Genomic DNA, 26,095 nt, shown 5'->3' on the forward strand with positions numbered 1-26,095 from the left:
GGGCCTTCCACTGTGAGCGCTGGCCGGCGTCTGCCCCCAAGAGGCGCCGGCCAGCCTTAACGCAACCCCAGGATGGACGTTTTCTTGTAATGAGTGTTAGCGATACCGCCACGTGTTGACCATGCAGGGAAACCGGCTCGGTGCCACGCTCCGCTCCAACAGCCCCCGACCGCACACCGATCACGTCGCGGCACTGCGTTACGAATCGGACACTGCGGTAATGCCGCTGCGGGACGCATGGACGGACGCTTGCGAAGTCTGGATGAACTACCTCCGCACGGACCTGGGCTGCTGCACTGAGGAGTCGCTGGAAAAGTTCACCGCCAGCACCGGAAACGCCGCCCTGGTCTACGCCGGAAGCAATATCACCGGATTCACCAAACCGGCCCCGTTCACCGGTACCACCGGAACCTGTGACACCATCCCGGCCTACAGCCCGGACGGACGGGGTGAAGGGCTGGAACGCATCCGGGAGCAATGGGCTCAGGTTTTGCGGAACCCCGCCTCCCTGACAGCCCGGACCGCGCAGGAACTGGCAGGAGCTTTTCAGGACGCGATCACCCGGGATTACCTGATGAGGGACGTCATCACCAACGCACCTGATCAATTCACGCCCGTGATGCTGGGCGTGTTCCGGGGCCGCCCGGACTGGGCCCGTGTGGACACCGCCCAGGAAGTCGCCTTCGAACTGATGAAGGCAGCCCCCGAAGGAAAGCGCGCCCCGATGCTGTGCCTGATCGGCTGGCTGGAATGGCTCAAAGGCAAGTCCAGATTCGCTGCCCGGTACCTCAAGCTGGCACTGGAGGACACCACCGACTACCGCCTCGCCGTGCTGCTGGCCGAACTCGTGAGCCGCGGAATGGTCGCTGACTGCGCCCGGAACCCGGAAAAGTCCTACGCCCGCACCAAGAACCGCTAGCCGGAGGGACGGAGACCGGACCCGACACAAAAGGGGCTACAAGATCCTGCTGGACCTACTCGCCGAGCACGGCGATACACCGCAGACCCCGATTCCCGTAGCAGTCGAGACCAGCCACGGACTCCTCGTGGCCACCCTGCGAACAGGAGCAATGAGCAGCCTCGAGAGCTAATGGGGCCCCGCGGTAGGTTAACCGGCCGCCTTCCTGGTCCCCGGACACGGTGCTAGCATCAGAGCCTTCGCGCCTTCAGGCCCACGTGCCGGGGAGGTCAAGCACCCCGCAGGGGCACCTCAACGTACATCCCCAGTACCCAGGAGGCCACCATGAAAAAGCCACATGTCATCGCGCTGCTCACCGCCAGCTTTCTCGCCTTAACGTCGCCCGCGACCGCGGCTGCCCCCTTCGACGGGGCCACGGGTGGTGGCACGATCCGCTTCGGGGACGGCACGGCCCAAATCACCGTCAGCGCCAACGTGCCCTCCGCCGGAGACCGGCTCGAAGCCAGCGGCAACATCACCTTCAAGCTGCCCGGGGAGCCTGCCGTGCACGGAACCGTAGACTGCCTCCGCGTGGAGGGGATTGACGCTAATCTGAGCGGCCAACTGGACGACGGACGCTTTTTCCGGATCGGCATCCGCGACACTCCGGGCGTCGGCACGGACGAGGCCAAGATCGATCTCAGCGAAAACCCTGTCGAGTGCGATGTTGAGCGGGTCCGCCAACGGATCCTCAACGGACACTTCCGCGTCGATGACAACTGACCTCTGGGACTTCCACCCGGTCGCGCACGCTGCGCTGGCGCCACGGTTGGGTATTGAAGCCGACCCGTCCTGCTCAGTGGTTGCAACCGGGGAGAAGACCCCGTGAGATGGCAGCTCGATTCAGGACCGGCGTGTGACGGCTGGAGCGTGCAGGAGGAAAGCATTGCCAATTCTTTGCCAACGGGTCCGTTCCGGGCAAAGCAAAGGCCCCTGCTTCCCTTGTAATCAAAGGAAACCAGGGGCCTCGATACTTGGCGGTGACGGTGGGATTTGAACCCACGTTGGCTTTTACACCAAACAACATTTCGAGTGTTGCACCTTCGGCCGCTCGGACACGTCACCAACCTGAATAGGTTACCGGAGCCAAGCGCTGATCCACAAAACGGCGGCACGGGGCGCCTCGGAAGCGCCGGAACGGGACCCGCCCGTAAGGGACAAGCTTCCCTGCGTCAGCGACTGGCACTAGATTCTTCAGCAAGATGAGTACTTCCGACCAGCACACCACAGCCACCGCATATTGGACCATCGGCCCCCGGCAAGGGGAGCTCCGGCGCGAGGACCTGCCCGCGCCCGGCCCCGGCGAAGCGCTGGTCCGCACCCTGTTCTCGGGCATCAGCAAAGGCACCGAACTCGTCGTGCACAACGCCCGCGTCCCGGAGTGTGTGGCGGAGGAAATGGCCGCCCCGAACCAGGAAGGTTCCTTTCCGTCCCCGGTGAAGTTCGGCTACCTCTCCGTCGGCGTCGTCGAGGACGGCCCGGCTGAATGGCTCGGCAAGACCGTCTTCTGCCTGTACCCGCACCAGGACCGCTACATCGTGCCGGTGGAGTCGCTCACCGAGGTTCCGGAGGACGTCCCAGCCCGCCGCGCCGTGCTGACCGGCACGGTCGAGACCGCGATCAACGGGATCTGGGAGGCCGGGCCACGCCTCGGCGACAGGGTCGCCGTGATCGGCGCCGGTCTCGTCGGCGGCATGGTGGCCAGGCTCCTGGCCTCCTTTCCGCTCGGACGGCTCCAGCTGGTCGACGTCGACCCGGCCAAGCGGGCGTTAGCCGAAACGCTCGGCGTCGAGTTCAGCCACCCCGACGACGCCCTGCCGGACTGCGACATCGTGATCCACTGCTCCGCCTCCCAGGAAGGCTTGGCGCGGGCCCTGCAGCTGGCAGGGGACGACAGCGACGTCATCGAGATGTCGTGGTACGCCGACCGCAACGTCACCGTGCCGCTGGGGGAGGACTTCCACGCCCGCCGGCTCTCCATCCGCGCCAGCCAGGTGGGCGTCGTGGCCCGCGCCCGCCGCCACCGCCGCACCAACGCCGACCGGCTCCAGCTCGCCGTCTCCCTGCTGCGTGATCCGGGGTTCGACGTATTCCTCACCGGTTCCTCCACCCTCGACGAGTTGCCCGACGTCGTCCGGCAGCTCTCCGACGGCGCGCTGAACGCGCTCTGCCACGTCATCGAATACCCCGCCACAACAGAAGCCACGAGGTAAACCCGTGTTCAGCCTGACCGTCCGCCGCAACTTCATGATCGCCCACAGCCTCCCGCGCCCGGCGTTCGGCCCCGCCCAGGGCCTGCATGGCGCCACCTTCGTCACGGAGGTGACCTTCCGCCGCCGCACTCTCAATGACGACTCGATCGTCCTGGACATCGGCGAGGCCGGCGAAGTGCTGGATGCCGTCCTCGAAGGCCTGAACTACAAGAACCTGGACGAGCACCCGGACTTCGCCGGCAGGCTCAGCACCACAGAGGCCCTGGCCCAGTACGTCGCCGACGCCGTTGCGGCGAAGATCCGCAATGGCGCCGACGGCCGGGAGCTGGCCGGGCTGGACGTTACCCTCCGCGAAACCCCCGACGCCTGGGCCAGTTACTCGCTCGACTTCGAGGCCAGCTAGGACCTCCGTGCCGGCCAGGAACACGCCGCCAGCCGGGACCACGCTGAAGCCGGGCAGCCTCCGCGTCCGGCTTGTCGTGCCCGGCAGCGTGCGCCACAACTCCGGCGGCAACGTCTACAACGCAGCCCTCGCCCGCGAACTTGCCGGGCTGGGCGTGGACGTGGAAACCTTTCCGCTCGACGGCGGCTGGCCGGTAGGCAGCCCGGAGGACCGGCGGCGGCTGGCCGCACTGCTCCGCGACGACGGCGGAGCCTCCGGGCGCACCGCCGCCGGGCACACCGTCACGATCGTCGACGGGCTCCTCGCCTGCGGGGCACCGGATGAACTGGCAGCCGCCGCAGCCGCCGGACGGCCCGCCTGGATCCTGCTGCACATGCCGCTGGACGACACCGGGCAGGATGAAGCCGGGCTGGAGCGCCGCGCGCTGCGGGCGGCTGCCGGGGTCATCTGCACGAGCACCTCGGCTGCGGCCGCAATCCGGGCCAGGCACGCACTCGACGGAATCCGGGTTGCCCTGCCAGGCACGGACACCGCCGCGCTGGCCCCCGGATCGGAGCCGCCGCATCTGCTGGCCGTCGCCGCCCTGCTGCCGAACAAGGCCCAGTCACTGCTCCTTGCCGCGCTCGCAGCCCTGACGGACCTGCCGTGGACGGCGTCGCTGATCGGTTCCGACACCGCGGACCCGGCCTACGCCGCGCAGCTCCGGGACGCGGTGACGCGGCTGGGCCTGCAGGACCGCCTCCGGATCCCGGGGGAGCTGCGCGGCAGTGCCCTCGATGCAGAATGGGCCGCGGCCGACCTTAGCCTGCTCATCTCGCGGGCCGAGACTTTCGGGCTCGTGGTCACGGAATCGATTGCCAGGGGAGTGCCGGTCGTCGTCCGGGCCGGCACCGGCGCCGTCGAAGCGCTCGCGGCCGGCACGCCGGCGGCCGGGCCGGCTGCCGCGCGCGCAGCAGAGAACAGTACGGCAACCCTCCCGGGAACCGCCGTCGTCCTGGACACGGACCCGGCTCCCCTCGCGGACGTGCTGCGGCGCTGGCTGGCCCAACCGGCACTGCGCACCCGCTGGCGGGCCGCGGCGGTTGACGCGCGGGACCGGCTGCCCGGCTGGAATGCCACGGCCCGGACCGTGCTGGAAGTGGTGAACCCGGGACACCCGTCCCCGCCGCCGGCGGCCGCCGGGGACGAAAAGCCGGCCGCGGAAGATTCCCCTGCCGCACAAGCTGTTGGACAATGACCCCATGACGCCCCAGCCCCTCACCACGCAGCCCCTGACCGCGAACGCGCCGCCGGCGCGGACCCTCACCCGCGAGCGGCTCCGCGCCTGGGCCTGGCACAAACAGGGCCTGGACGGGTCGCTGGCCGGCAGCACCTCGGAGCAGGTCTTTGCCCGCGCCGGCTGGGCCCGCTCCGTGGGCGGCGCCAACCCCTACCTGACGCTCTTCGCCCGCGCCGGCATCCGGCGCGACCAAGTGGACGCCGACGTCCTGGCGCACCGGATCTTGGAACTTCCGACGGCGCGAGGCTGCACGTACGTCCTGGGCCGGGACGACTTCGCCTGGGCGCTGCAACTCGGACGGGACGCCGCCGAGGCCGCCTTCAAAGTGGTCGGCAGGCTCGGGGTGGACCGCGGCGAAATCACCCTGCTGGAGGAACAGGTGCTGCACACGCTGACCGAGGCAGCCGTTCCGCTGGACCCGCGGCAGCTCAAGGAGGAACTCGGCGAATCCGTGCGGAACCTCGGCGAGGAAGGCAAAAAGAAGGGCGCCACCACCACGCTGCCCACGGCCCTCGGCATCCTGCAGGCGCAGGGCCGGATCCGGCGGGTCCCGGCCAACGGGCGCCTGGACCAGCAGCGCTACGCCTACGAGCTCTGGAACCTGCCGCCGAGCCCGCTCGACGAGGACGAAGCCCGCGCCGAGCTGATCCGCCGCTACCTGGGCTGGACCGGCGGGGCCACGTTCAAACAATCGCAATGGTTCACGGCGTTCACCGTTGTCCAGAGCAAGGCGGCGCTGGCCGCGGCGGGCGCGGTGGAGGTTCCCACGGCCGCCGGGGTGACGCTGTGGATGCTGCCCGACGATGTCGAAAAGCTCGCCGTTTTCGAAGAGCCGGCCGACGAGCAGATCCAACTGCTCGCCGGAACGGATTCCCTCGCACTGTTGCGGCGCAATGCCGCCGAACTCCTGGCCGACGAGGACCAGCACACACAGGCCCTCGGCTCGCTGGCGCTTCAGGCGGACCTCCCGGACCATCCCATCTTCGACCGGGGCCGAATCATCGGGCTGTGGCAGTACGATCCCGGCAGGGAACGGATCGTGCCCTGGCTGTTCCGCGCGCCCACGGCGGCCGTGACCCGGCGGATCGGCGAAACCGAGGACTGGATCCGCGAGGACCTGGGGGACTTCCGCGCGTTCAGCCTTGACTCACCAGCCACCCGGCAGAAGCGGATCGACAACCTGGCGGCTGCCGCAGCAGGCTCGGCCGCCGCCAGTTAGCGCGGCGGGGACACCGCGGGCACGGGGAGGCGCGATGGCGAAGGCTCAGGCGCCCCGGTGCCCGGCGAAGAAGTCCCGGAGCAACGTCGCGCATTCCTGTTCCCGGACCCCGCCGTACACTTCAACCCAGTGGTTGAGCCGGCGCTCGCGGAGAACATCGAACACGGAACCGGCGGCCCCCGCCTTCTCGTCCCACGCACCGAACACCACCCGGGGAATCCGGGCCAGCACCACGGCACCGGCGCACATGGCGCAGGGCTCGAGCGTCACCACCAGGGTGCAGTCTTCCAGGCGCCAGCCGTCACCGGCCTTCCCGCCCCGGGCGCTGAGTTCCTGCAGCCGCGCGGCAGCCGCGCGGATGGCCACCATCTCAGCGTGCGCCGTCGGATCCCCGATGGCCTCCCGCTCGTTGCGCCCGCGGCCGAGCACGGTGCCGTCGGGACCAATGACGACGGCGCCGATCGGCACGTCCGCCGTGGCCAGCGCGGCACGCGCCTCGCCCAAGGCAAGGCCCATCCAGTCGGCATGGCGGGGCTCAGGGGAAGTCATGGCTCAATGATAGTTTCGAACACTAAGCAAGCTGTGCAGCACGAAGTAGTCAGGAGATGGCCGTGACCACCAGGACGGAAAGCTGGCTCATGCGGCGCTGGGGCAAGTGGGTTGTGCCGTACGCCGCCCTGTGGATCACGATGCTCGTGGGCGGCGTGCTGGTGGTTCTCCTGGCGGTGCTCAGCGCCGAGGTCTATGACAACGTGGTGGACGACGCCGGCCTGGCGAATCTGGACAAGCCAACCCTGGCGTTAATGGAACAGCTCCGCAGCCCCGGGTTGGACTCCTTCGTTACAGGGTTCACGAACATCGGCGGAGGCGTCGGCATGCCCATCCTGGCCAGCATCCTCACTGCCTGGCTCATCTGGGCCTCCCGGACCTGGCGGCCGCTGATCCTGATCGGCGCCGCCGCCGCTGTGTCCACCACGGCCACCACGATGGGCAAGAAACTGATCGGCCGGAACCGCCCGGACCACGCGGACGCCGTGCCTCCCTACGAGGACTCGCCGTCGTTCCCCAGTGGACACACGCTTAACACCACGGTGGTGATCGGGCTCGTGGTGTACCTCGCCTGCCTGCAGGTGCAGCGCACCATTGCGCGCGTCGCCCTGATCGCTGCCGGTGTGATCTTCGTGGCAGCAATGGGGATGAGCAGGGTCTTCCTGGGCCATCACTGGATGACCGATGTGATCTTCGGATGGCTGCTGGGGCTGGCGTGGGTGGCGATCGTGATCATGGCCCACAGGCTCTTCCATGTCTTGCGGCACCGGGAACACGCGGGTCCCGCGCCCACGTTCGACAACCCCGCGCACCTCAGAGACGGCGTCGGGGGGACCGCCAGCAGCACCGGCAAAGACCGCCGGTCCGGTGGCAAGGACGACGTCGGCGCCCGCGGTCCCACGGGCGGGCCACCAGCCGCCGGGTGATAGTTTTGACCCATGCGCACTTTCGTTGTGGACCACCCGCTGGTCGCCCATAAGCTCACCGTTCTGCGGGACAAGAACACCCCGTCCCCGGTCTTCCGCCAGCTCACCGAGGAACTGGTCACGCTCCTTGCGTACGAGGCCACCCGCGAAGTCCGCACCGAACCGGTTACCATCGAGACACCGGTCAGCACCACCATCGGCACCGCTTTCACCAAGCCCACCCCGCTGGTGGTCCCCATCCTCCGGGCGGGACTCGGCATGCTCGAGGGCATGACCAAGTTGGTCCCCACCGCCGAGGTGGGCTTCCTGGGCATGGCCCGGGATGAAGAGACCCTGGACATCATCACGTACGCCGAGCGGCTCCCCGAGGATCTCACCGACCGCCAGATCTTTGTCCTGGACCCCATGCTCGCCACCGGCGGCACGCTGCGCGAGGCCATCAAGTTCCTCTTCAAGCGCGGCGCGTCCGACGTCACCTGCATCTGCCTGCTGGCCGCTCCGGAAGGCCTGGCGAAGCTGGAGGAGGAGCTCTCCGACGCCAATGTGACGATCGTGCTCGCCTCCATCGACGAGAAGCTCAACGAGAAGTCCTACATCGTTCCGGGCCTGGGCGACGCCGGCGACCGCCTCTACGGCGTGGCCGGCTAACCAGCCGCCGGTTTCGACGCCGCCCCCGCTGCGGGTTTCCCGCGGTTGGGGTTGCCCTACCGGAAAACGCTGTCCGGGACTAGCCTGTGCCCCATGGACTGGAAACTTGAACTCGTCTTTGTCCCCGTGTCCGATGTGGACCGCGCCAAGGATTTCTACGTCAACAAGGTCGGGTTCAACGCCGACTACGACGAGCGGCCCATGGACGGCATCCGTTTCGTCCAGCTGACCCCGCCCGGTTCAGGCTGCTCGATCGCCATTGGCGAGGGCCTCAACGACGCCCCGCCCGGCACGGCCCCCAGCCTGCAGCTGGTGGTCAGCGACATTCAGGCCGCCCACCAACAGCTCAAGGACAACGGCGTGGACGTCAGCGACGTCGATGTCCAGGACTGGGGGCACTTCGTCTACTTCGCAGATCCCGACGGCAATAAATGGGCGGTGCAGTACCTGCCCAACCGTCCCAACGGCTAGACACCCCTAACCGAACCGACCCGGGGTAAGGCCCGGGTTCCCGCGGATTGTCGCGGACACAAGCGAGGCCCCGGATCCAGCGGATCCGGGGCCTCGCTTTAGCGCTCTTACAAGGGCACTTCATTCCGACGTTCGCGTCCGCCGGGTCTGGTGTTTAGTACCAGTTGTGGGCGTAGTGGAAGTTCAGGGCACCACACGGTGAGCCGTAACGTTCCTTGACGTAATTCAGGCCCCAGTTGATCTGGGTCCGGTAGTTGGTCCGGTAATCAGCGCCCGCGCTGGCCATCTTCTCGGCCGGCAGGGACTGGACCACACCGTAGGCCCCGCTGCTCTTGTTGGTGGCCGTCGTCTTCCAGTCCGACTCCTTGGTCCAGAGCTTATTGAGGCACTGCATCTGGTCTGCGGCCCAGCCATGGGAGCCCAGCTGGCTGGCTGCGTAGGCCTGCGCGCCGGCAGGGTCGTCGATGGCAACGGGGGCGGGCGCCGGTGCCGGCTCGGGCGCGGGTGCCGGTGCGGGTGCCGGCGCAGCTGCCGGGGCCGGTGCTTCGGCAGGCTTGACCTCGGCAGGCTGGGCCGCGACATCGCCGGTGGGGATGGTGGTCTGGTTGACGACACGGACGCGCTCAAAATCGAGGGGCGTCAGGGGATCCGCCGTGGTGGCTGCGTCAGTGGAAGTGCCCGCGCTGGCATTGCGGGCAGCTGTCTCGGACGCGTGTCCGGCGGCGCCGACCCCCACAAGCACCGCGCAGGTCGCGGCAACAACAGCCGCCCGGCGGCCCCTGGAGCCGAAGTTCTTGGCAAACCGGGACAGGCCTGAAGCGGGCTTGGCCGGTTCGGCGCGGTGGCGCGACGGCTCGGAGCGGGTCTTCGTGGTAACGCCTTCAGGGCGCGTTTGTGGCTTAAAGTCAGTCATGTTCGCCTCTCAACGCCTGCGGAGTTAGCTGTCGGGTTCGGATGAGGTCATCCGGCCGCACGGAATCTCACGTGTCGGCTTCACCCCAAGGGTGCAAGATGCAGAAATGCCCGGGAACTCTGGGTCCCCCGCCTCTGCCTGGTCCAGCGGAATCCGGGAGGCGGCAGAGTTTGGCGTGCATCCGGATATGCGGCGTCAGTGATGGCCGCACCCTAAAAACCGTACAGGACCCGGATGCTTAAGTCACATTTGGGTAACGGGGATCACGACGGCGGTGTGGCGGCTTGCGCCGCCGGAACCTCTTCGACAGCCGGGCCGGGCGCGGGCAGCCGCACCACAAATTCGGTCCTGCCCGGCACCGACGTCACGCTGACCGTCCCCCCGTGGGCCTCAACAATCGACTGCACGATCGAGAGTCCCAGCCCGCTGGTTCCTTCGGCGGAAGTCGGCGGAGGGGTCCCTGTGGAAGCACTCGTGGCGGACGGGGGCCGGGGCGGGCGGAGCGGGAGGTGCGGCAGGGGTAGGCGGACGGTTGCCGGCGTCGTCACTGGCACCGGATTCTTCCGGGAGGCATCCGCCCGGGTGAAGCGGGCAAAGACGCGGCCCACAAACTCGGGGGCGATCCCGGGCCCGTTGTCCGTCACGGTCACCACGGCACTCCCGTCCGGGGTGCGCTGCACGCCGGTAACCACCGTCGTGCCGGGTCCCGTGTGCTTGCGGGCGTTGGAGAGCAAATTGGCCAGCACCTGGTGAAGCTGGGTGGCGTCGCCGCGGACCACCACGGGCTCTTCGGGGAGCTCCAACTGCCAGACCCGGTCAGGGGCCATCACCTTCTCGTCACTCACTGTCTCCACGGCCAGCTGGGTGAGGTCCACATCTCCGAGCTTGAGCGGTTGGCCTTCATCCAGCCGGGCGAGCAGGAGCAGGTCCTCCACCAGGGTGGTCATCCGCTCCGACTGGCTCTGCACGCGGGCCAGGGACTTCTGCCCGTCGGGGGTGAAATGTTCGGTCATCCGCATCAGCTCGGTGTAGCCACGGATGGCGGTCAGGGGCGTGCGCAGTTCGTGTGAGGCATCCGCCACGAACTGGCGCACCTTCATCTCGCTCTCCTGCCGGGCTTCGAGCGCGTTGGAGACGTTGTCCAGCATCAGGTTCAAGGCATGGCCAACGCTGCCCACCTCGGTTCCCGGATGGGCCGCCGACGCCGGTACGCGGACGGCAAGTCCCACTTCTCCGGCGTCGAGCGGAAGGCGCGAGACTCTCGTCGCCACGTCGGAGAGCTGGTCCAGCGGTTTCATGGTCCGGCGGATCAGCGCCGTCCCGGCCAGACCGATCACAACGAGGCCGCCGGCGGATACGAACACCGTGGTCCAGACCAGGGAGGCCAGCGTGTTCTGTTTCTCCGCGAGCGGGAGCCCGGTCACCATCACGTTGCCATCCGGGGCCTGCACAGCAACCAGGCGGTAGAAACCGGCGGACAGGGTCCGGTTGACGGGCTCGTCGTGCGGAGAAAGCTTCAGGAGGATCTCGTCGTCTTCGTTGGTGAGCGACTTGCGGGTGGCGTCCTCCGCGATAAAACCGGCGCTGCGGACCGAATCGTCCACGATCCTGGCGTTGAGGGTGCCGACCCCCTGGCCGCGTGCCTCAAGGGGATCGGAGCGGCCGCCGGAGCGGCCAAAATCGCGGGCGCGGTCCGAGGCTTGCTGCAACTGCTTGTCCAGCTGCCGGGTCAGGAAGAGGTCCATCGAGGCGTAGCTGACAATGCCGATGGCTCCGCAGATCGCCACGAGCAGTGCCATGGCGACCAGGACAAGCCGGGTGCGCAGATGCCACGTGGCCGGGTCGCGCCAGTTGAGCCTGGAAGGGCTGGTGGTACCGGAGGGTTCGGGCACGTATCAGTCCGCCGGCTTCAGGACATAGCCGGCGCCCCGCACCGTGTGGATCATCGGCGGGTGGATGGCGTCGACCTTCTTACGGAGGTAAGAGATGTAGAGCTCCACGATGTTGGCCTGACCGCCGAAGTCGTAGTCCCAGACCCGGTCCAGGATCTGGGCTTTGCTGACGACTCGCTTCGGGTTCTCCATGAGGTAGCGCAGCAGCTCGAACTGGGTTGCCGTGAGGTGGAGCTCTTCCCCCGCCCGCCGCACTTCCCGCGTATCGATGTTCAGGACGAGGTCTCCGACGACGAGTTCGGCGGTATCCATGGCGGCCACCCCGGAACGTTGGACCAGCCGGTGCAGCCGCAGGAGCACTTCCTCCATGCTGAACGGTTTGGTCACGTAGTCGTCCCCGCCGGCAGCCAGCCCGGCGATGCGGTCCTGGACGTCGTCCTTCGCTGTCAGGAACAGGGCCGGGACTTCCGGCGTGAAGGCACGGATCCTGCCCAGCAGTTCCACACCGTCGAACCCGGGAAGCATCACGTCGAGCACCAGCACGTCGGGACGGAACTCCTTGGCCAGCTTTACGGCTTCCGGGCCGTCCGCGGCGACAGCAACCGACCAGCCCGCCATGCGCAGGCCCATGCTCATAAGTTCGGAGAGGCTGGGCTCATCGTCCACGACCAGGGCGCGGATGGGGGAGCCATCCGGATGGGTCAGCTGGGGGAGATTGTTGGTCATGGAGTGCGAAGTGGCCATGGGACTACTCTCCGATCTGCCGGTTAGGTCCGCCTTTGGGGATCCTGTGCGGCACCTGTGAATCCCAGCCTAGCGAGCTGGACATCCCGGGGAGCGCTGGTCCGGCCGCAATTTTTGGAATTCCGCGGTGACCACTCTGTGGGACGGCCTGCGGCTATTGATAAGCAGGCGAACTGTCTGTCCGGGTTGGCTTACCGTGAACTATTTTGCTTATTAGCCCTAGTTGCACGAACAATATTCGGTCAAAGACACCACGGCGGCGCTAGATAACCAGAACGATTGTTATTTTATTGGCCGGGCAGAATTGTGATCTACGCTACATATCAGCGTTTCGTCTCGCATGGTGGACATTCGGGTCCATTGTTACTTGCAAGTTTTCATTGTTACGTTGCACACTTCAATTGTGAACAAGAACTCAACAGCACCTGCAGTCGCAGTTTTTTGGATCAGCACACCCGCTGATACCGATAAGCGTTGTTGTCGAATGCACGCCTAACTTTTACACCCCGAAAGTTTCTAGGCATTCGCCCCCAGCCCAGCGTAGGGCGCCCCTCCCCAGATTTCATTGCGGGGAAAAGTAGCATTCGAGCCGCGATGACGGCCATTCACATTGAGGTAAGCAATCCATGTCAGTTGCATCCGGATACGTCCACATCTCCGTCCGTAACGCCGGCAAGGCCGGCCAGGCCTCCGGTATCCGCCAGGGCTTCGGCAGCCGCCCGTCCTTCGCCCCTGCCGGATCCGGCGCCAGCTTCCCCGCCCCGGGCTATGCACCGCAGGGATATAACCCCAACTCCTATGGGCAGCTCCGCGCTGTTCCGCCGGCGCCGGCCACGGCCCCGACGCCCGTGATCACCCCGGGTGACGGCAGCCCCGTCCGCCCCGTCCCCAACGACAACGTCGCCCGCGGCTTCGTGCTGTACATGGGGATCGACGAGGAAACCGCTGCGGCCGCAGGCACCTCCATCGCGAAGCTCGCCCAGGAGATCCGGGCCTACGCCCAGTCCCTGGTTTCCGGGGCTGAAAGCTACGCCGCCGTCGCCGTCGCCCCGGCCAGCGCCCCGGGCTCCGCGCTCGACGTCGTCCGTTCCACCTTCGGTGACCCCACGGTGGGTGCCCGCCAGCGGTCCGAGACCGCCCGCCTGCAGCAGCCGCAGGACCCGCGCCCCTCCGGCGTGCTGATCGACCTTGCCCGTCGTGAGGTGGCGCTCGACGGCGAATCCCTGAACCTCACGTTCAAGGAATTCGAACTCCTCAACTACCTCGTCGAGAACGGCACGCGCACCGTGGGCCGCGACGAGCTGCTCGAGGGCCTGTGGCGGAATGCCGAAGAGGTGCCCAACGAGCGCACCATCGACGTCCACATCCGCCGCCTGCGCTCCAAGCTCGGCCGCCTCGCCAACACCGTGCGCACCGTGCGCGGCCAGGGCTACCGCTTCTACGAGCACCCCGAAGTCGTAGTCTGGGCCGCTCCGGAATACTCGATCTAGCTTTCAGCCCGCGCAAGCGCCCGTCCCTTTGCTGGGGCGGGCGTTTTTGCGTTTCCCGGCTCGGGTTCGACGCGCGATGTGCCGCTCCCGCTACAGCGCCCGCACGACGAGGCGGGCGGGCTTTGGGTGGGCTGGCTGACGGGTATTGGCCTCCGCGGATGGTGGGTTCGGGTGGCTCTGTTGCGTTTGCTGGGTCCGGCGTAGTCTCGGAGCGTTGGGCCGACTATTGGGAGGAAGACATGTCTGTTGCACGGATCACTACCCTGAGCGCGAACTCCAAGACCTCGTTTGATGCCGCCATCAAGGAAGGCGTCGACAGGGCCAACAAGACCCTGCGCAATGTCACGGGGGCGTGGGTGAAGGAACAGAAAGTCGAAATCAGCGACGGCGCTGTTGTGGCCTGGCACGTCGTGCTTGAAGTGACCTTCGTCCTGGACGACTGAGCGACCGGTGGTGGGATGCGCGCCCGGGGACCAGCCGCCGCACTAGGATTGAGCCATGAGCGCGCATCACATCAAACGGCTGGTGATCATGCGGCATGCCAAGTCGGATTGGCCCGGCGGCGTCGCGGATCATGAAAGGCCGCTCGAAGAGCGCGGTCACCGCGATGCTCCGCAGGCCGGAAAATGGCTGTTGAAGCACGGTGTGGTCCCGGACTTCATCCTCTGCTCCAGCGCCTTGCGCACCCGGCAGACGTGCACGTGGGTCTGCAGCGAACTCGGCGACAAAGCTCCGACGCCGAAACTGGAGGACGGACTCTACGCCGCCTCGGCCAAGCGGATGCTGACAGTCATCAACCACGTCCCGGATACCGTGACCACTCTTATGGTGATCTCGCACATGCCCGGCGTGCAGGACCTCGCCATGCATCTTGCCTCCAGGGATTCCAACCACGACGCCTACATGGACGCTGCCACCCGGTACCCCACGAGCGCGCTGACCATCATGGAGACCGAGAAAACCTGGGCCGAACTGGACGGCCAGGACGCGAGACTCACACATTTCAAGGTTCCCCGCGCCAAATAACGCGCCGGCGCCGCTTCCTGGACGATCCGCCCCAACGCATAGTCATGCAGGCGATTCTGCGGTTTACTGATCCTGTTGACTCGTGGACTTATGGCGATCGAGAGAAAAGGCGGAATCATCGTGGATTCAGGGCAGCTTATTGGAATCATCATCGGCATCGTTGTTGTGATCGCGATCGTCGTCGTGGTCACCATGGTCAGCCGCAAGCGCAAGGTGGAAGCCAACCGCAACAAGGCCGTTGAAATGCGCGAACAGGCCAAGACCGAAGAGATCGGTGCGAGGGAGCGCGAGGCGAAGGCCGCCCGCGCCGAGGCCGACGCGAAGCAGGCAGAAGTCGAGGCCGAGCGTCTGCGGGAGGAAGCCCGCGAACGGCAGCGGGAAGCCGAGCACGTGCGTGCGGGCGCCCAGGAGCAGCTGCGGAAAGCGGACGAACTGGACCCCGACGTCGTCACTACCGAACGCGATACCCAAACGCCCCGCGAAGCCGCAGGCAGCGAAGAGCTGCGCCGCGACCGCGGCGACCGGAACCCTGGCCCCGCCGCCCCGGCCCCCAATGCGGACGGCAGCCAGGAATCCCATCAGCAGGCCCCCACTGAACCGGCCCGTACCGACAAGCCCCGCGAGGACAATCCCCGGAACCTCTGACCGTTCAGCCTCCGGCTAACCTTCGACACGTGGGCCCGGCACTGCGGCGGAGCAGGGCGGGAACCGGCATAGTGGCAGGGTGAACACCCGCCATTCCGCGCTCGCCCTGCTCGTTGCGGTGCTCTGGGGAGCCAACTTCGTCGCGATCGACCTCGGCCTGCACCCGGACGGTGCGGAGATGCCGCCGCTGCTGTTCGTCGTGATGCGGTTCACCCTGGTGGTCGTTCCCTGCATCTTCTTCATCCGAAAGCCGGACGTGGGCTGGAAGGCGATCGTCGGCGTCGGGCTGTTGATGAGCGCCGGGCAGTTCGGCCTGCTGTACCTGGCCATGGCCCTGGGTATGCCCGCGGGCTTGGCCTCCTTGGTCCTCCAGGCGCAGGTCCTGCTGACCGTGCTCCTGGCGGCCGGCTTCCTCGGAGAACGGCCCAGCCGGCGGCAGGTCGCCGGCGTTGTGCTGGGCGTGGCCGGGCTCGCTGTTGTGGCTGTCGGCCGCAGCCAGGTCGCCCCGGTGCTGCCGCTCATGATCGTGCTCGCCGCGGCGCTGTCCTGGGCCGCCGGCAACATCGTCGCCCGCAAGGCGAAAGCGGCGTCCGGGCTGGGGCTCGTGGTGTGGTCAGGGGCCGTGGTGCCGCTGCCCCTGCTGGGACTGTCCCTGCTGGTTGACGGGCCCACCACGGTGGTGCAGGCCCTGGTGGAAGTCCAGCCCGTCACGGTGCTGAGCGCACTTTATACGGCTGTCTTTGGTTCCCTGGTGGGCTACGGGATCTGGAACAGGCTGCTGGGACTGTACCCGTCCTCCGCTGTCGTGCCGTTCACCCTGCTGGTTCCGGTGGTCGGGATGACGACGGCGTGGCTCATCCTGGGTGAAGTGCCGACCCCGGCGGAGGTGACCGGCGGGCTTCTGCTGCTCGCCGGGGTGGCGACGGCGGTGCTCCGCCCCTGGAATGTCCGCCTCTGGAATGTCCGGGCGCGGGACAGCCGGCAGCGGGACCGCTGCCCGCGGGCTCAGCGGCGCGGGGATGTCCGCGCCGATGGGCGCGCGGCTGAAGTGGCGGGGGACTTGGCCGCAGCGGTCCCCCCGGCGGAGGAAGCCGGCCGCTTGAGCCCCGGGGATGCCGCCCGCGGGGCGGGAACCCGGGCCGACTGAGTACTGGCCGGCTGCGCCCTCGTTCCCGTTGCCTTGACCGCCCCGGTTTTGGCGGCCCCCGCCTTCGCGGCGGGGCGTGCAGGGGTCCGGGGGGCGGCCGCCCGGGGTGCTGCCGACCGTGGGGCCGCCGCCCGGGGTGCTGCCGCCCGGGGTGCTGCCGGCCTCGGCGTCGGCCGCGGGGTGGAGGTCCGGGACGGTGCGCGCCGCGTGCCGGAACTCCGGGGCGCCTGGCGTCTCGCGCCCGACGCCGGACGCCGCCGCGGGGCGGAGCCGGCGGCACGCGCACGCCAGCCCCTGCCAGGAAGGACCGTTCCGGCCACCAGCAGCAGCAGGGTGGCTGCGCCGGAGGCAGCAGCAAGGTAGAAGTACAGGTCCGGATAGGCGGTATCCACCGGAGCCGACATTGCGTCCGGATCGGCGTTGAAGGCCAGGCCCCACTGCCGGAGGAACGCGATGCCGAAAGCGATGAACAGGATGCTCCCGACTCCGCTGGCGGCCAGCGTCCGGTGCCGCCGGCGGATAACCACCTCGGAGACGCACGCCACGTAGGCCACCGCGGAGGCCGCCAGGAACCACAGGAACACGGTCTCGTGCAGGGTGATGCCGGCCAGCGCGAGCAGCGCCAGGGCGGCGAGAAACGCACCGATGGCAATCTTGCCGTTGTTACCCATGTGGCCCATGTGAATAATCATCCCCGAAAGGGGCTACTTCACGATGTAGCCGCGCATGGACGCCATGATCGCGGTGACACTTTGTTCCCTGGTCCGCTCCGGGTTGTAGGTCTGCCGGTCCAGGCCCACCACGAAGCAGGCCCCGAAGATGGCTGTCTCGAGGCTGCCCCGGGACACCCCCGGGTCCACCCGATAGGCGGCAGCCACTCCATCGATCGCCGCACCGACCACGGAGAGCAGCCGTCCGCGCAGCTCGGCGAAAGTGTCCTGCCACTCGCTGGGGGTCCGCCAGTTCTCGCTGACCCACAGCCGGGCGAAGGACGGGTATTCATCCATGAAGTCCATGGCCTGGCCGATCATTTCGTCCATCGCCGCGAGCGGGTCCGCGGAATCGTCCCTGACGCTCAGCAGCCGTGCCAGCAGGATGTCCACGCCGTGCCGCAGCAGCTGGGCAATCAGGTCCGACTTGCTGCCGAAGTTGTAGTAGACCGTGCCTTTGGAGACTCCGGCGGCCGCCGCGATCTCGTCGACCGTCACCCCCGCCACGCCGCGCTCGCCAATCAGCTCCATCGAGGCCTCGAACAGCTTCTGTTTGGTTGCGTTGGTGCGGGACGGCCGGAGCTTCTTCGCGGTCCCTGCCGGCGTCTCCGCGGCAGTTTCCACAGCAGTTTTGTCCGTGCGGCTGCTCATACGGCGATCTCCGGTTTCAGGGTCTTCAGGGTCCAGTACTTGTGCTTCCGGACGGCCAGGGTGGACAGTGCCGTTCCCAGCAAAGTGTAGCCAAGCAGCCCCAGCATCGTGGGCAGGATGACGGCAAGGTCTGCCCCGTAGATCAGGTGCCGCATGCCGTTGACCACGTACCCCATCGGCAGGAGCTGGTGCACCACGTGGAGCGGCTGGGGCGTGGTCTGCCAGGGGAACGTGCCCCCGGAGGAGACCAGCTGCAGCACCAGCAGGATGAGCACGACGAGTTTGCCGGGGGATCCGAGCAATGCGACGACGCCCTGGATGATCGCGCTGAACGCCATCGCGGCGGCCAGCATCAGGAACCACATCAGCCAGGGGTGGGCGGGGTTGAGCCCCAGCCCCACGTCCACCACGAGGGTGAGCAGGCTCGCCTGGACGGCGGAGACGGCCAGGAACGGGAGCCAGCCTCCGACGGCGATCTTCCACGCCGGGGCGTTTGATGCCAGCGCCCGCTGGGTGACGGGCCGCATGGCCTGGATCAGCATAAAGACGCCGATCCAGAGCGCGAGGGTGAGGAAAAATGGTGCCAGGCCTGCGCCGTAGGAGCCGGCCTTGGCCTGGGAGACGTTGCTGACGGCGACCGGATCCGCCATCACCTTGGCGAGGCTGTCTTTTTGGGAGTCGTCGGGGTTGGGGACCTGGCCGGCGCCCTTGGCGAGTTCAGCTGCGAGGGTTCCGGCGCCCTCGGAGGCCGTGGCCGCCCCGCTTTCCAGCCGGGCGGCGCCGTCGTCGAGCGTCTGCGCGCCCTCGGAGAGTTTCGCTGCGCCGTCCAGTGCGCTTTGCTGCCCGGCGGCGAGAGTGGCGGCGCCGCCGGCAAGCTGGCCGGCGCCGGCGGATGCCTGGCTGATGGCGCCGCCGAGGGCTGGGGTGGCGGCGGCCAGCTTGGCCGCCCCGGCGCTGACGGCAGCGGACCCGTCCGCCAGTTGCCGGGTCTGCGCCGCCGCGGCCTGGAGGGAGGCCGCCGCGGGCCCGGGAGGTGCCGGTGGGGCCGGGTTGGCATCGAAGTCCGCAAGGACAGCCTCCGCCTGGGCGGGGGTGATGGTTCCGTTGGCGACGAGCCGGCTGGTGGAAGCGGCCACCCGTCCGCGCTCCGCCAGGGCGGCCGCCTGGGCGGAGGCCCGTTCGGAGGCGGCCAGCTGCCCGGCGAGGCCCTGCACCTTGGAATTGAGGGCGGCGTTGCCGGCGGCCACCTGCGCGGCGCCGTCCGCGAGTGCCCGGGAATCGGCCGGCAGCGTGGCGGTCTTGTCCTTGAGCTGGGCCAGCCCGCCGTTGAGTTCCGCTGCCCCCGTGCTGAGGGCGTTGGCGCCGTCCCGAAGCTTCAGCTGGCCGGTGTAGAGCTCGGCCGCGCCGTTCCTGAGGTCCCCCGTGCCCTGGTGCAGGGTGACCGTCCCGTCGTGGAGGTTGGCGACGCCGCCCGCGAGTTCACCGGCGCCGTCGGAGGCTTTGAGCATTTGGGAGTGGATGGTTCCGAAGCCGGTGAGGAGCTGGTTGGCGGTCTCCTCGCCGACCTCGGTGGCCACGGTGGTGTGCACGGCGGTGGTGAGCTTGTCCACGATGGTGCTCAGGAGATAGTTGTTCGCATCGTTGGTGGTGACGTTGAGCATGGCCTGGTTGGCGGCGTCGAAGCTGCCGGGTGAGACGAGGTTCTCCGAGAAGTCCCGGGGGATCTTCAGGGCGAAGGCGTATTTGCCCGTGCTCACGCCCTGGTCGGCTTCTTCAGTGCCGGAGACCGTCTGCCAGTTGAAGACGTGCCCGTCCACGAGGCTTTCGGCCACCTTGCGGCCGGCCTCAAGCCGGGTACCGTCGGCGGACGTGGCGCCAGCGTCCTCCACCACCAGCGCCGCATCGATCTGGTTGAGCTTTCCGTAGGGGTCCCAGTTGGCGTACAGGTACACCGCGCCGTAGAGCAGCGGCACCATGATCAGCGCCAGGATGGTCAGCTTGGGCAGCAAACCGCCGGTCATGCGTTTGAGTTCGGAGCGGGCCAGCCGCAGCACAGTCACTTTGCGTCCTCAGTTTCGGGTGAGTTGGATGCTTCAAGGGGTTCGGGGGCGGCGTCTGCGTCGGGGCCCGCGTTGCCGATGCCCGCGTTGCCGATGGCGGCTGCGGGTCCGGTCCAGCCTGCCGGAAAGCTCATGACGGTGGCGACGACGGCGAGGGGACGGCCGGCGTCGTAAGCCAGCTCCTCCAGCCGCGGCAGCCAGTCCTCGGGATCGGCGCCGTGCCGGTCCGGGGAATCGACCACCAGCAGATCCGTGGCCGGGTTTGCCAGGGCAAGGGCGGTGAGAAGCTCGACCCGCCGGGCGGCCGGAAGCTGTTCGGTCCACAACCCCGCGATGTCCTCGAAGCGGTTGACTTTGAGCCAGGGCTTGCTGAGCAGCGAACCCCGGTAGCGGCGCGGAACCAGGGCCAGATCCTCGGTGACGAGATCGCGGACACTGAGGTGCTGCTCGGGTTCGTTCACGCCGGGGGAGTCAACGACGGCGCTCGCCTGCCGCAGCGTCTTGATCCTGGTGCTGCCGTCCCACTCGAAGTCGCCGCCCGAAGGTTTCAGCCGTCCGCTCAGGGCCAGCGCCAGGGCGGTGCGCCGGTCCTGGCGGTTGCCGGAGACCAGCAGGAGTTCGCCGCGCCGGACCTGAAGGGAGGTGGCCGGCAGCAGCTCGTCCCGTCTGCCGTTCACGGAGAGCTGTTGCACGCGGAGCAAGGGGAGCCTTTCGCAGAAGAATGTCTACGACAAGGCTAACTAAACTGACTAGTCAGTTCAAATAGAAGGGGGTGAATGTGATCAAGCAGACCGTGCCGGTCCTTCGTCCGGCCGGCGCGCCGGATCAGAGCCCGTACTCCTCCAGGAGGCGCAGCCACACCTCGCTGATCGTGGGGTAGGCGGGCACGGCGTGCCAGAGCCGGTCCAGGGGCACTTCACCGACGATGGCGATGGTGGCGGCGTGCAGCAGTTCGGCCACATCCGGGCCGGCGAAGGTGGCGCCCAGCAGCACCTTCCGGTCCTCGTCGACCACCAGCTGGGCCCAGCCCTCGTATCGATCGGCGTGCAGTGAGGACCCTGCCACCTGGATGGGCAGCTCCACGGAGGACACCCTGAAGCCGTCCTGCTCCGCCTGCCGCACGCTCCGGCCCACATTGGCCAGTTCCGGATCGGTGAACACCACGTTGGGCACGGCGTGGTCGTCCGCGGTCCTGGCGTAGCGGCTCCACGGGGCTGCCCCGCCGCTGAGCTCACCCTTGGCCCGGGCGGAGATCGCGTCGCCCGTGGCGCGCGCCCCGTACTTTCCCTGATGGGTCAGGTTGACCTTCCCTCCGGCGTCGCCGGCGGCGTACAGCCACGGGTCGACGTCGTTCCCGGTGCCGCCCGAGACCAGGCCAGTGGAGTCGGTGCCGAGCCGCAGTTCCTTCCCGTCCGCAGCGCCGAGGCCGACGCTCTCCAGCCCGACCCCTTCCAGCGCGGGATGCCGGCCGGTGGTGACCAGAAGCTTGTCCGCCGTCACGGTGGCGCCGCCCTCCAGCTCGAGGGTGAGGGTGCCGTCGTCGTTCTCCCGGACGCTATGGGTCCCGGTGTGGAGGTGGAGATCGACGCCGTCCGCCCGCAGCCCCGCCGCGACCAGCGAGGCGGCCTCCGCCGGGAATGCGCGAAGCAGGCTGCCCCGGGCCACCAGGGTCACGGCGGCGCCGAGCCGGGCGAAGGCCTGGGCGAGTTCGGTGCCGGCTACGCCGCCGCCCAGGACCGCCAGCCGGTCCGGGATCTCGGACGTGGAGGTCGCCTCCCTTGTGGTCCAGTAGTCGACGTCGGACAGCCCTTCGATGGGCGGCACCGTAGGCGATGACCCAGTGGCCACCACAACGGCGTGGCGTGCTGTGAGCGCGTAGCTGTTGCCGTCCAGCCCGGCGACCTCAACCTTCCGGGTCTCCGTGATCCAGCCGTGGCCGCGGATCAGCTCAATCCCGGTATCCTCGAGCCACTTGACCTGGCTGTCATCCTGCCAGTTGGACGTGAAGTGGTCGCGGCGCTTCAGCACGGCGGCTGCGTCGAGGGTCCGGGTGACGGCCTCTTCGGCGCCGGGGACGGTCTGGGCGCCGTGGAGGGCCGTGCCGGGACGCAACAGCGCCTTGGAAGGCATGCATGCCCAGTAGGAACATTCGCCGCCGACCAGTTCGGCTTCGATCACCACGGCGGTCAGCCCGCCCTGCACCACGCGGTCGGCCACGTTCTCGCCCACGGCGCCGGCGCCGATCACAATGACATCGAATTCCCGTTCAAACTGTGCCGTCATGGCAAAAGCCTACGCCCGGAGTCGGGCCCGGGAACCGCGCTGGAGGCCCTTTGCAGGACGTGGGACCACTACTACTGTTGGGAACAGCATTGGGGGAGGAGAAGGCGATGACGTCAGGCAACGCGACCGTCGGCGGTGCGGGCGTGCGCGGCACGAGTGCGGCTGCCGGCAGGTCTCTGCCTCCGGCGAGGTTCAGTGCGCAGGCCCGGCTGCGGGCGCTGCAGGTGGACATCATGGATCTGATCCTGGAACGTGAGCTGGAAGCCGGGGATGCGCTGCCGACCGAGAATGAGCTTTCCGCAGTGCTGGGCGTGGGGCGGAACACCTTGCGGGAATCCCTGAAGGTCCTGCAGGCCCTGGGGGTGATCGAAATCCGCCATGGCTTCGGGATGTTCGTGGCCCCCAACAATTTCGACGCCCTGGCCGACGGGCTCACCTTCCGTGGCCGGTTGTCACTGCGGCACCATGGGCAGGAGGCCCTGCAGCTCGTGGACGTGCGGCAGGCGCTGGAGTCCGGGTTGATTGCACGCGCCATGGACCTGATGACCGCGGAGCGCCTGGCGGCCGTCGAGGAATCCGTGCTCCGAATGGAATCGCTGGCAGCCGCGGGGGAACACTTCCTCGAAGCCGACGCCGAATTTCACCGCCGGCTGTTCGAGCCGCTCAACAACGAGCTGCTGGTCAGCCTGCTGGGTGTCTTCTGGAAGGTGTACCGGCGGATCCAGCTTGAATTGGGCGGGCTGGAGGCGGGCGGAGTTGACGTGGGCGCTGCGGCATCGGGAGGTGTTGAGGCGGGCGGGGCTAAATTGCGCGCAGCGGAGGTAGCACGCCTCCAGGAAACTGCGGCCGTGCACCGCGGGATCTACGAGGCGGTGGCGAGCGCGGACAAGGTTCTCGCGGCCCAGCGGCTCAACGGCCACTTTGACGGTATCCGGGACCGGATCAGCCAGGCCCTCGCGCCGTAGCGCCGCCCCGCCGCGCCCCGCTGTCGCCGTCGAACTCCCGTCGAGTGCTCCGTAACCGCCCTTTTGGCCGCCCAGAAGGGCGGTTACGGAGCAGTCGATGGTGTTACAGGACCAACGAGTGAGCGGGTGACGCTGGAGTGGACGCGATGATGTGCGCCGACCCGTCGATCGCGCAGGCGCCCGCCAGGAACCCGCGCCGCAGACGCTGCCCATCGACCCCGCAAACGAAGGGAAGCTCCCGACACTACGGCTCGCCGTCCGGGGCGACTTTGGACGAGATTTCGGACCTCGGGCCGGGCGTTCGCGGCGTGTTCGTGTCAAAGTGCCCCCGGGCCCAGCCGCCAGGCGAGACCGCCTATGACCCGTCGCGCGCCCCGCCGTCGCAGGGCGGGCCCGCGCCGTCGCCGCCTGAAGCTGTCACTGCCGTCGGGCGTTAAACAAAAGATCCGCACCGGCGGACCGGTGCGGATCTTTTTTCTGTGCGCCCAAAGGGATTCGAACCCCTGACCTTCTGTTCCGTAGACAGACGCTCTATCCAGCTGAGCTATGGGCGCATTCTCTGTTCTTGGAACTTCTCGCTCCCCGAACCTCGAATTACTTTACGCGAGGTGGGGCCGTAGTTACAAATCGAAACGGGTGTAATCTGGCTGACTAGACCGGTCTACGTGACCTTAGTCACAAAATCGGGACTTTTTGTAACGTCGATTCCTTGAATTTCCGGGGTTTTTGATTTCGCGGCCCCCAGACATCCCACATCTTGCCCCGATTTCGGGGGGTGATCTAGCCCTACATTTAGGAAACACCACTGAACCCGAGGAAGGGAACCGTAATGGGAGATCTGGCGCGACTGCCGTTGCTTGAAAAGGCACCCACCACGCATGCCGGCTTGCTGGCATGGGTTGAAGAGGTAGCCGAACTGACTCAGCCGGACCGGATCCACTGGGTAGACGGCTCCGAAGAAGAGAACACCCGGCTCACGGACGAGCTCGTTGCCGCCGGCACGCTCACCCGCCTCAACGAGAAGCTGTTCCCCAAATCTTTCGCGGCATTCTCCGATCCCGCCGATGTGGCCCGCGTCGAGGAGCAGACCTTCATCTGCTCCGAGAACGAACGCGATGCCGGCTTCACCAACAACTGGATGGCTCCGGCCCAGATGAAGGAGAAGCTGCGTGGACTGTTCAGCGGCTCCATGCGCGGCCGCACCATGTACGTCATCCCGTTCGTCATGGGGCACCTTGACGCCGAGGATCCCAAGTTCGGGGTGGAGATCACGGACAGCGCCTACGTTGTCGCCTCCATGCGCATCATGGCCACGATCGGCACCGAGGTCCTGGACAAGATCACCGCCACCAACGCGTTCTTCGTCCCCGCCCTGCACTCCCTCGGCGCACCGCTGGCCCCCGGCCAGGCCGACGTCGCATGGCCCTGCAACCCGGACAAGTGGATCGTGCACTTCCCCGAGGAGCGCTCCATCTGGTCCTTCGGCTCCGGCTACGGCGGCAACGCCCTCCTGGGCAAGAAGTGCTACGCCCTGCGCATCGCATCCGTGATGGCCCGCGACGAGGGCTGGCTTGCCGAGCACATGCTCATCCTCAAGCTGACCTCGCCGGAGAAGAAGAACTACTACGTTTCCGCGGCATTCCCCTCCGCCTGCGGCAAGACCAACCTCGCCCTGCTGGATCCGACCATCGAGGGCTGGAAGGTCGAAACCCTCGGCGACGACATCACCTGGATGCGGATCGGCAAGGAAGGCGAACTGCGCGCCGTCAACCCGGAGGCCGGCCTGTTCGGCGTGGCTCCGGGCACCGGCTGGGGCACCAACCCCAACGCCATGCGCGCCATTGCCAAGGGCCACAGCATCTTCACCAACGTCGCCCTCACGGACGACGGCGGCGTGTGGTGGGAGGGCATGACTGACGAGACGCCCGCGCACCTGACCGACTGGCAGGGCAACTCCTGGACGCCCGATTCCGACAAGCCCGCAGCGCACCCGAACTCGCGCTTCTGCACGCCGATCTCGCAGATCGACATGCTCGCCGAGGAGTACTACAGCCCTGACGGCGTGGAAGTCTCCGCGATCCTCTTCGGCGGCCGCCGCAAGACGACGGTTCCGCTGGTCACCCAGTCTCGCAGCTGGACCAACGGCATCTTCATGGGCTCCACCCTTTCCTCGGAGACCACTGCGGCCGCTGCCGGCCAGGTGGGTGTGCTGCGCCGCGACCCGATGGCCATGCTGCCCTTCATCGGGTACGACGCCGGTGACTACCTGAAGCACTGGATCAGCGTTTCAGGCAAGGCCAACCCGGAACGCCTGCCGCACATCTTCCTGGTCAACTGGTTCCGTCGCACGGCTGACGGCGGCTTCGCCTGGCCCGGCTTCGGCGACAACGCCCGGGTCCTCAAGTGGGCCATCGAGCGCATCGAAGGCAAGGCGGACGCCGTCGAGACCCCCATCGGCTTCGTGCCGACCGGGGACTCGCTGGACATCTCCGGCCTGGACCTGACGCACGCCCACGTAGAGGACGCCGTCCGCGTGGACCGCGAGGAGTGGGATGCCGAGCTGGCCTCGATCGAGGAGTGGTACGCGAAGTTCGGCGACTCCCTGCCCGATGCTCTGCGGTCCGAGCTCGACAGCCTGAAGGCACGCCTGGCAGCGCACTAGCAGCCAGCAAAACACGACGGCGGCGGCCCCGCACCTGCGAAAGGTGCGGGGCCGCCGTCGTACTCCCCATCGAGTCTCTGGGCCGGCGAACCGGACGCGGGGGACTTAGGTCCCTAGACCGCAGCCGCGGGGGCGTCCTAGGCTCAACGCATTCATCAGCCGGGCCGCCCGCCGACTGGGGAGGGCGCTGGGGGCACTCGACGCGTGCGCTGCTGTGCCCCGACCTGCTCGCAGCACGCGA

Annotated in this window: 24 protein-coding genes, 2 tRNA genes and 1 riboswitch; of the genes, 16 read left to right on the plus strand and 10 right to left on the minus strand. The window is 67.8% G+C overall.

The annotated features are described in order from the left end of the window. Positions 1 to 121 precede the first annotated feature (121 nt). Positions 122 to 919 (plus strand): DUF4192 family protein, encoded by a 798-nt coding sequence (locus tag LDO13_RS02470; protein ID WP_224049639.1) that lies wholly within the window; start codon positions 122 to 124, stop codon positions 917 to 919. 324 nt (positions 920 to 1,243) lie between these two features. After that, the gene (locus tag LDO13_RS02475; RefSeq protein WP_224048505.1) at positions 1,244 to 1,681 is read left to right on the plus strand and encodes a hypothetical protein; all 438 of its coding nucleotides are present in this window, start codon (positions 1,244 to 1,246) and stop codon (positions 1,679 to 1,681) included. Positions 1,682 to 1,933: 252 nt separating this feature from the next. Here LDO13_RS02475 and LDO13_RS02480 read toward each other — a convergent pair. Then, a tRNA-Ser gene (locus tag LDO13_RS02480) sits at positions 1,934 to 2,023 on the minus strand. Between the two features lie 137 nt (positions 2,024 to 2,160). Between LDO13_RS02480 and LDO13_RS02485 the strand changes: the two genes are divergently transcribed. From LDO13_RS02485 to LDO13_RS02500, 4 genes are read left to right on the plus strand one after another with little or no spacing between them, the layout of a single operon-like run. Next, positions 2,161 to 3,171 carry a zinc-binding alcohol dehydrogenase gene (locus tag LDO13_RS02485; RefSeq protein ID WP_224048506.1) on the plus strand — a complete coding sequence of 337 codons (1,011 nt, stop codon included), beginning with the start codon at positions 2,161 to 2,163 and terminating at the stop codon, positions 3,169 to 3,171. A 4-nt stretch (positions 3,172 to 3,175) separates the two neighbouring features. Continuing rightward, positions 3,176 to 3,574 carry a 6-carboxytetrahydropterin synthase gene (locus tag LDO13_RS02490; protein WP_224048507.1) on the plus strand — a complete coding sequence of 133 codons (399 nt, stop codon included), beginning with the start codon at positions 3,176 to 3,178 and terminating at the stop codon, positions 3,572 to 3,574. Between the two features lie 7 nt (positions 3,575 to 3,581). Then, complete coding sequence (locus tag LDO13_RS02495; RefSeq protein ID WP_224048508.1) at positions 3,582 to 4,811, plus strand: glycosyltransferase family 4 protein; 1,230 nt, start codon at positions 3,582 to 3,584, stop codon at positions 4,809 to 4,811. Positions 4,812 to 4,815: 4 nt separating this feature from the next. Then, on the plus strand, positions 4,816 to 6,072 hold the full coding sequence (locus tag LDO13_RS02500) for a crosslink repair DNA glycosylase YcaQ family protein (RefSeq protein ID WP_224048509.1): 1,257 nt from the start codon (positions 4,816 to 4,818) through the stop codon (positions 6,070 to 6,072). 45 nt (positions 6,073 to 6,117) lie between these two features. On the opposite strand, the gene LDO13_RS02505 is transcribed toward LDO13_RS02500, so the two are convergent. Next, the gene (locus LDO13_RS02505) at positions 6,118 to 6,621 is read right to left on the minus strand and encodes a nucleoside deaminase (protein ID WP_224048510.1); all 504 of its coding nucleotides are present in this window, start codon (positions 6,619 to 6,621) and stop codon (positions 6,118 to 6,120) included. 89 nt (positions 6,622 to 6,710) lie between these two features. On the opposite strand from LDO13_RS02505, the gene LDO13_RS02510 reads away from it, so the two are divergent. The 3 genes from LDO13_RS02510 (at position 6,711) to LDO13_RS02520 (ending at position 8,666) form a co-directional block, all read left to right on the plus strand. Then, complete coding sequence (locus LDO13_RS02510; RefSeq protein WP_224049640.1) at positions 6,711 to 7,547, plus strand: phosphatase PAP2 family protein; 837 nt, start codon at positions 6,711 to 6,713, stop codon at positions 7,545 to 7,547. 12 nt (positions 7,548 to 7,559) lie between these two features. Beyond that, complete coding sequence (gene upp / locus LDO13_RS02515) at positions 7,560 to 8,195, plus strand: uracil phosphoribosyltransferase (RefSeq protein ID WP_224048511.1); 636 nt, start codon at positions 7,560 to 7,562, stop codon at positions 8,193 to 8,195. A gap of 93 nt (positions 8,196 to 8,288) precedes the next feature. Next, positions 8,289 to 8,666, plus strand: coding sequence for a VOC family protein (locus LDO13_RS02520; RefSeq protein WP_224048512.1), 378 nt, complete (start codon positions 8,289 to 8,291; stop codon positions 8,664 to 8,666). Between the two features lie 154 nt (positions 8,667 to 8,820). Here LDO13_RS02520 and LDO13_RS02525 read toward each other — a convergent pair whose 3' ends face one another. The 3 genes from LDO13_RS02525 to LDO13_RS02535 form a co-directional block, all read right to left on the minus strand. Next, on the minus strand, positions 8,821 to 9,579 hold the full coding sequence (locus LDO13_RS02525) for a hypothetical protein (RefSeq protein ID WP_224048513.1): 759 nt from the start codon (positions 9,577 to 9,579) through the stop codon (positions 8,821 to 8,823). Continuing rightward, a riboswitch (cyclic di-AMP (ydaO/yuaA leader) is annotated at positions 9,578 to 9,765 on the minus strand. (Overlaps the previous gene by 2 nt.) Before the next feature lie 77 nt (positions 9,766 to 9,842). Beyond that, positions 9,843 to 11,471, minus strand: coding sequence for a HAMP domain-containing sensor histidine kinase (locus tag LDO13_RS02530; RefSeq protein ID WP_224048514.1), 1,629 nt, complete (start codon positions 11,469 to 11,471; stop codon positions 9,843 to 9,845). A 3-nt stretch (positions 11,472 to 11,474) separates the two neighbouring features. Beyond that, complete coding sequence (locus tag LDO13_RS02535) at positions 11,475 to 12,215, minus strand: response regulator transcription factor (protein WP_224048515.1); 741 nt, start codon at positions 12,213 to 12,215, stop codon at positions 11,475 to 11,477. Positions 12,216 to 12,841: 626 nt separating this feature from the next. Between LDO13_RS02535 and LDO13_RS02540 the strand changes: the two genes are divergently transcribed. From LDO13_RS02540 to LDO13_RS02560, 5 genes are all read left to right on the plus strand, one after another. Then, complete coding sequence (locus LDO13_RS02540; RefSeq protein ID WP_224048516.1) at positions 12,842 to 13,705, plus strand: winged helix-turn-helix domain-containing protein; 864 nt, start codon at positions 12,842 to 12,844, stop codon at positions 13,703 to 13,705. Positions 13,706 to 13,944: 239 nt separating this feature from the next. After that, positions 13,945 to 14,148: a dodecin family protein gene (locus LDO13_RS02545; RefSeq protein WP_024366200.1), complete on the plus strand. Its 204-nt coding sequence runs from the start codon at positions 13,945 to 13,947 to the stop codon at positions 14,146 to 14,148. Positions 14,149 to 14,203: 55 nt separating this feature from the next. Beyond that, positions 14,204 to 14,731: a histidine phosphatase family protein gene (locus tag LDO13_RS02550; protein ID WP_224048517.1), complete on the plus strand. Its 528-nt coding sequence runs from the start codon at positions 14,204 to 14,206 to the stop codon at positions 14,729 to 14,731. Between the two features lie 90 nt (positions 14,732 to 14,821). Beyond that, positions 14,822 to 15,376, plus strand: coding sequence for a hypothetical protein (locus LDO13_RS02555; RefSeq protein ID WP_224048518.1), 555 nt, complete (start codon positions 14,822 to 14,824; stop codon positions 15,374 to 15,376). A 79-nt stretch (positions 15,377 to 15,455) separates the two neighbouring features. Further along, positions 15,456 to 16,523, plus strand: coding sequence for an EamA family transporter (locus LDO13_RS02560; RefSeq protein WP_224048519.1), 1,068 nt, complete (start codon positions 15,456 to 15,458; stop codon positions 16,521 to 16,523). Between the two features lie 704 nt (positions 16,524 to 17,227). On the opposite strand, the gene LDO13_RS02565 is transcribed toward LDO13_RS02560, so the two are convergent. From LDO13_RS02565 to LDO13_RS02580, 4 genes are all read right to left on the minus strand, one after another. Beyond that, positions 17,228 to 17,884 carry a TetR/AcrR family transcriptional regulator gene (locus LDO13_RS02565; RefSeq protein ID WP_224048520.1) on the minus strand — a complete coding sequence of 219 codons (657 nt, stop codon included), beginning with the start codon at positions 17,882 to 17,884 and terminating at the stop codon, positions 17,228 to 17,230. Further along, a complete protein-coding gene (locus LDO13_RS02570) occupies positions 17,881 to 19,944 on the minus strand; it encodes a YhgE/Pip family protein (protein ID WP_224048521.1) in 2,064 nt (687 codons plus the stop codon). The genes LDO13_RS02565 and LDO13_RS02570 overlap by 4 nt, the downstream gene beginning before the upstream one ends. Next, the gene (locus LDO13_RS02575; RefSeq protein WP_224048522.1) at positions 19,941 to 20,645 is read right to left on the minus strand and encodes an ABC transporter ATP-binding protein; all 705 of its coding nucleotides are present in this window, start codon (positions 20,643 to 20,645) and stop codon (positions 19,941 to 19,943) included. The genes LDO13_RS02570 and LDO13_RS02575 overlap by 4 nt, the downstream gene beginning before the upstream one ends. 124 nt (positions 20,646 to 20,769) lie before the next feature. After that, positions 20,770 to 22,227 carry an NAD(P)/FAD-dependent oxidoreductase gene (locus LDO13_RS02580; RefSeq protein ID WP_224048523.1) on the minus strand — a complete coding sequence of 486 codons (1,458 nt, stop codon included), beginning with the start codon at positions 22,225 to 22,227 and terminating at the stop codon, positions 20,770 to 20,772. 107 nt (positions 22,228 to 22,334) lie between these two features. On the opposite strand from LDO13_RS02580, the gene LDO13_RS02585 reads away from it, so the two are divergent. Continuing rightward, positions 22,335 to 23,192: an FCD domain-containing protein gene (locus tag LDO13_RS02585; protein WP_224048524.1), complete on the plus strand. Its 858-nt coding sequence runs from the start codon at positions 22,335 to 22,337 to the stop codon at positions 23,190 to 23,192. 480 nt (positions 23,193 to 23,672) lie between these two features. On the opposite strand, the gene LDO13_RS02590 is transcribed toward LDO13_RS02585, so the two are convergent. Next, positions 23,673 to 23,746 (minus strand) — tRNA-Arg (locus LDO13_RS02590). 275 nt (positions 23,747 to 24,021) lie between these two features. Here LDO13_RS02590 and LDO13_RS02595 point away from each other — a divergent pair. Continuing rightward, positions 24,022 to 25,854 carry a phosphoenolpyruvate carboxykinase (GTP) gene (locus LDO13_RS02595; protein ID WP_224048525.1) on the plus strand — a complete coding sequence of 611 codons (1,833 nt, stop codon included), beginning with the start codon at positions 24,022 to 24,024 and terminating at the stop codon, positions 25,852 to 25,854. Positions 25,855 to 26,095: the final 241 nt, after the last annotated feature.

The sequence above is a fragment of the Arthrobacter sp. NicSoilB4 genome (genome assembly GCF_019977335.1).
Taxonomy (GTDB): domain Bacteria; phylum Actinomycetota; class Actinomycetes; order Actinomycetales; family Micrococcaceae; genus Arthrobacter.

Coding starts and splice junctions, on each gene's coding strand:
- LDO13_RS02595 (WP_224048525.1), top strand. CDS start 24,022: ATGGGAGATCTGGCGCGACTGCCGTTGCTTGAAAAGGCACCCACCACG.
- LDO13_RS02580 (WP_224048523.1), bottom strand. CDS start 22,227: ATGACGGCACAGTTTGAACGGGAATTCGATGTCATTGTGATCGGCGCC.
- LDO13_RS02550 (WP_224048517.1), top strand. CDS start 14,204: ATGAGCGCGCATCACATCAAACGGCTGGTGATCATGCGGCATGCCAAG.
- LDO13_RS02565 (WP_224048520.1), bottom strand. CDS start 17,884: ATGAGCAGCCGCACGGACAAAACTGCTGTGGAAACTGCCGCGGAGACG.
- LDO13_RS02585 (WP_224048524.1), top strand. CDS start 22,335: ATGACGTCAGGCAACGCGACCGTCGGCGGTGCGGGCGTGCGCGGCACG.
- LDO13_RS02520 (WP_224048512.1), top strand. CDS start 8,289: ATGGACTGGAAACTTGAACTCGTCTTTGTCCCCGTGTCCGATGTGGAC.
- LDO13_RS02470 (WP_224049639.1), top strand. CDS start 122: ATGCAGGGAAACCGGCTCGGTGCCACGCTCCGCTCCAACAGCCCCCGA.
- LDO13_RS02535 (WP_224048515.1), bottom strand. CDS start 12,215: ATGGCCACTTCGCACTCCATGACCAACAATCTCCCCCAGCTGACCCAT.
- LDO13_RS02525 (WP_224048513.1), bottom strand. CDS start 9,579: ATGACTGACTTTAAGCCACAAACGCGCCCTGAAGGCGTTACCACGAAG.
- LDO13_RS02540 (WP_224048516.1), top strand. CDS start 12,842: ATGTCAGTTGCATCCGGATACGTCCACATCTCCGTCCGTAACGCCGGC.
- LDO13_RS02555 (WP_224048518.1), top strand. CDS start 14,822: ATGGCGATCGAGAGAAAAGGCGGAATCATCGTGGATTCAGGGCAGCTT.
- LDO13_RS02475 (WP_224048505.1), top strand. CDS start 1,244: ATGAAAAAGCCACATGTCATCGCGCTGCTCACCGCCAGCTTTCTCGCC.
- upp (WP_224048511.1), top strand. CDS start 7,560: ATGCGCACTTTCGTTGTGGACCACCCGCTGGTCGCCCATAAGCTCACC.
- LDO13_RS02485 (WP_224048506.1), top strand. CDS start 2,161: ATGAGTACTTCCGACCAGCACACCACAGCCACCGCATATTGGACCATC.
- LDO13_RS02500 (WP_224048509.1), top strand. CDS start 4,816: ATGACGCCCCAGCCCCTCACCACGCAGCCCCTGACCGCGAACGCGCCG.
- LDO13_RS02510 (WP_224049640.1), top strand. CDS start 6,711: ATGCGGCGCTGGGGCAAGTGGGTTGTGCCGTACGCCGCCCTGTGGATC.
- LDO13_RS02505 (WP_224048510.1), bottom strand. CDS start 6,621: ATGACTTCCCCTGAGCCCCGCCATGCCGACTGGATGGGCCTTGCCTTG.
- LDO13_RS02545 (WP_024366200.1), top strand. CDS start 13,945: ATGTCTGTTGCACGGATCACTACCCTGAGCGCGAACTCCAAGACCTCG.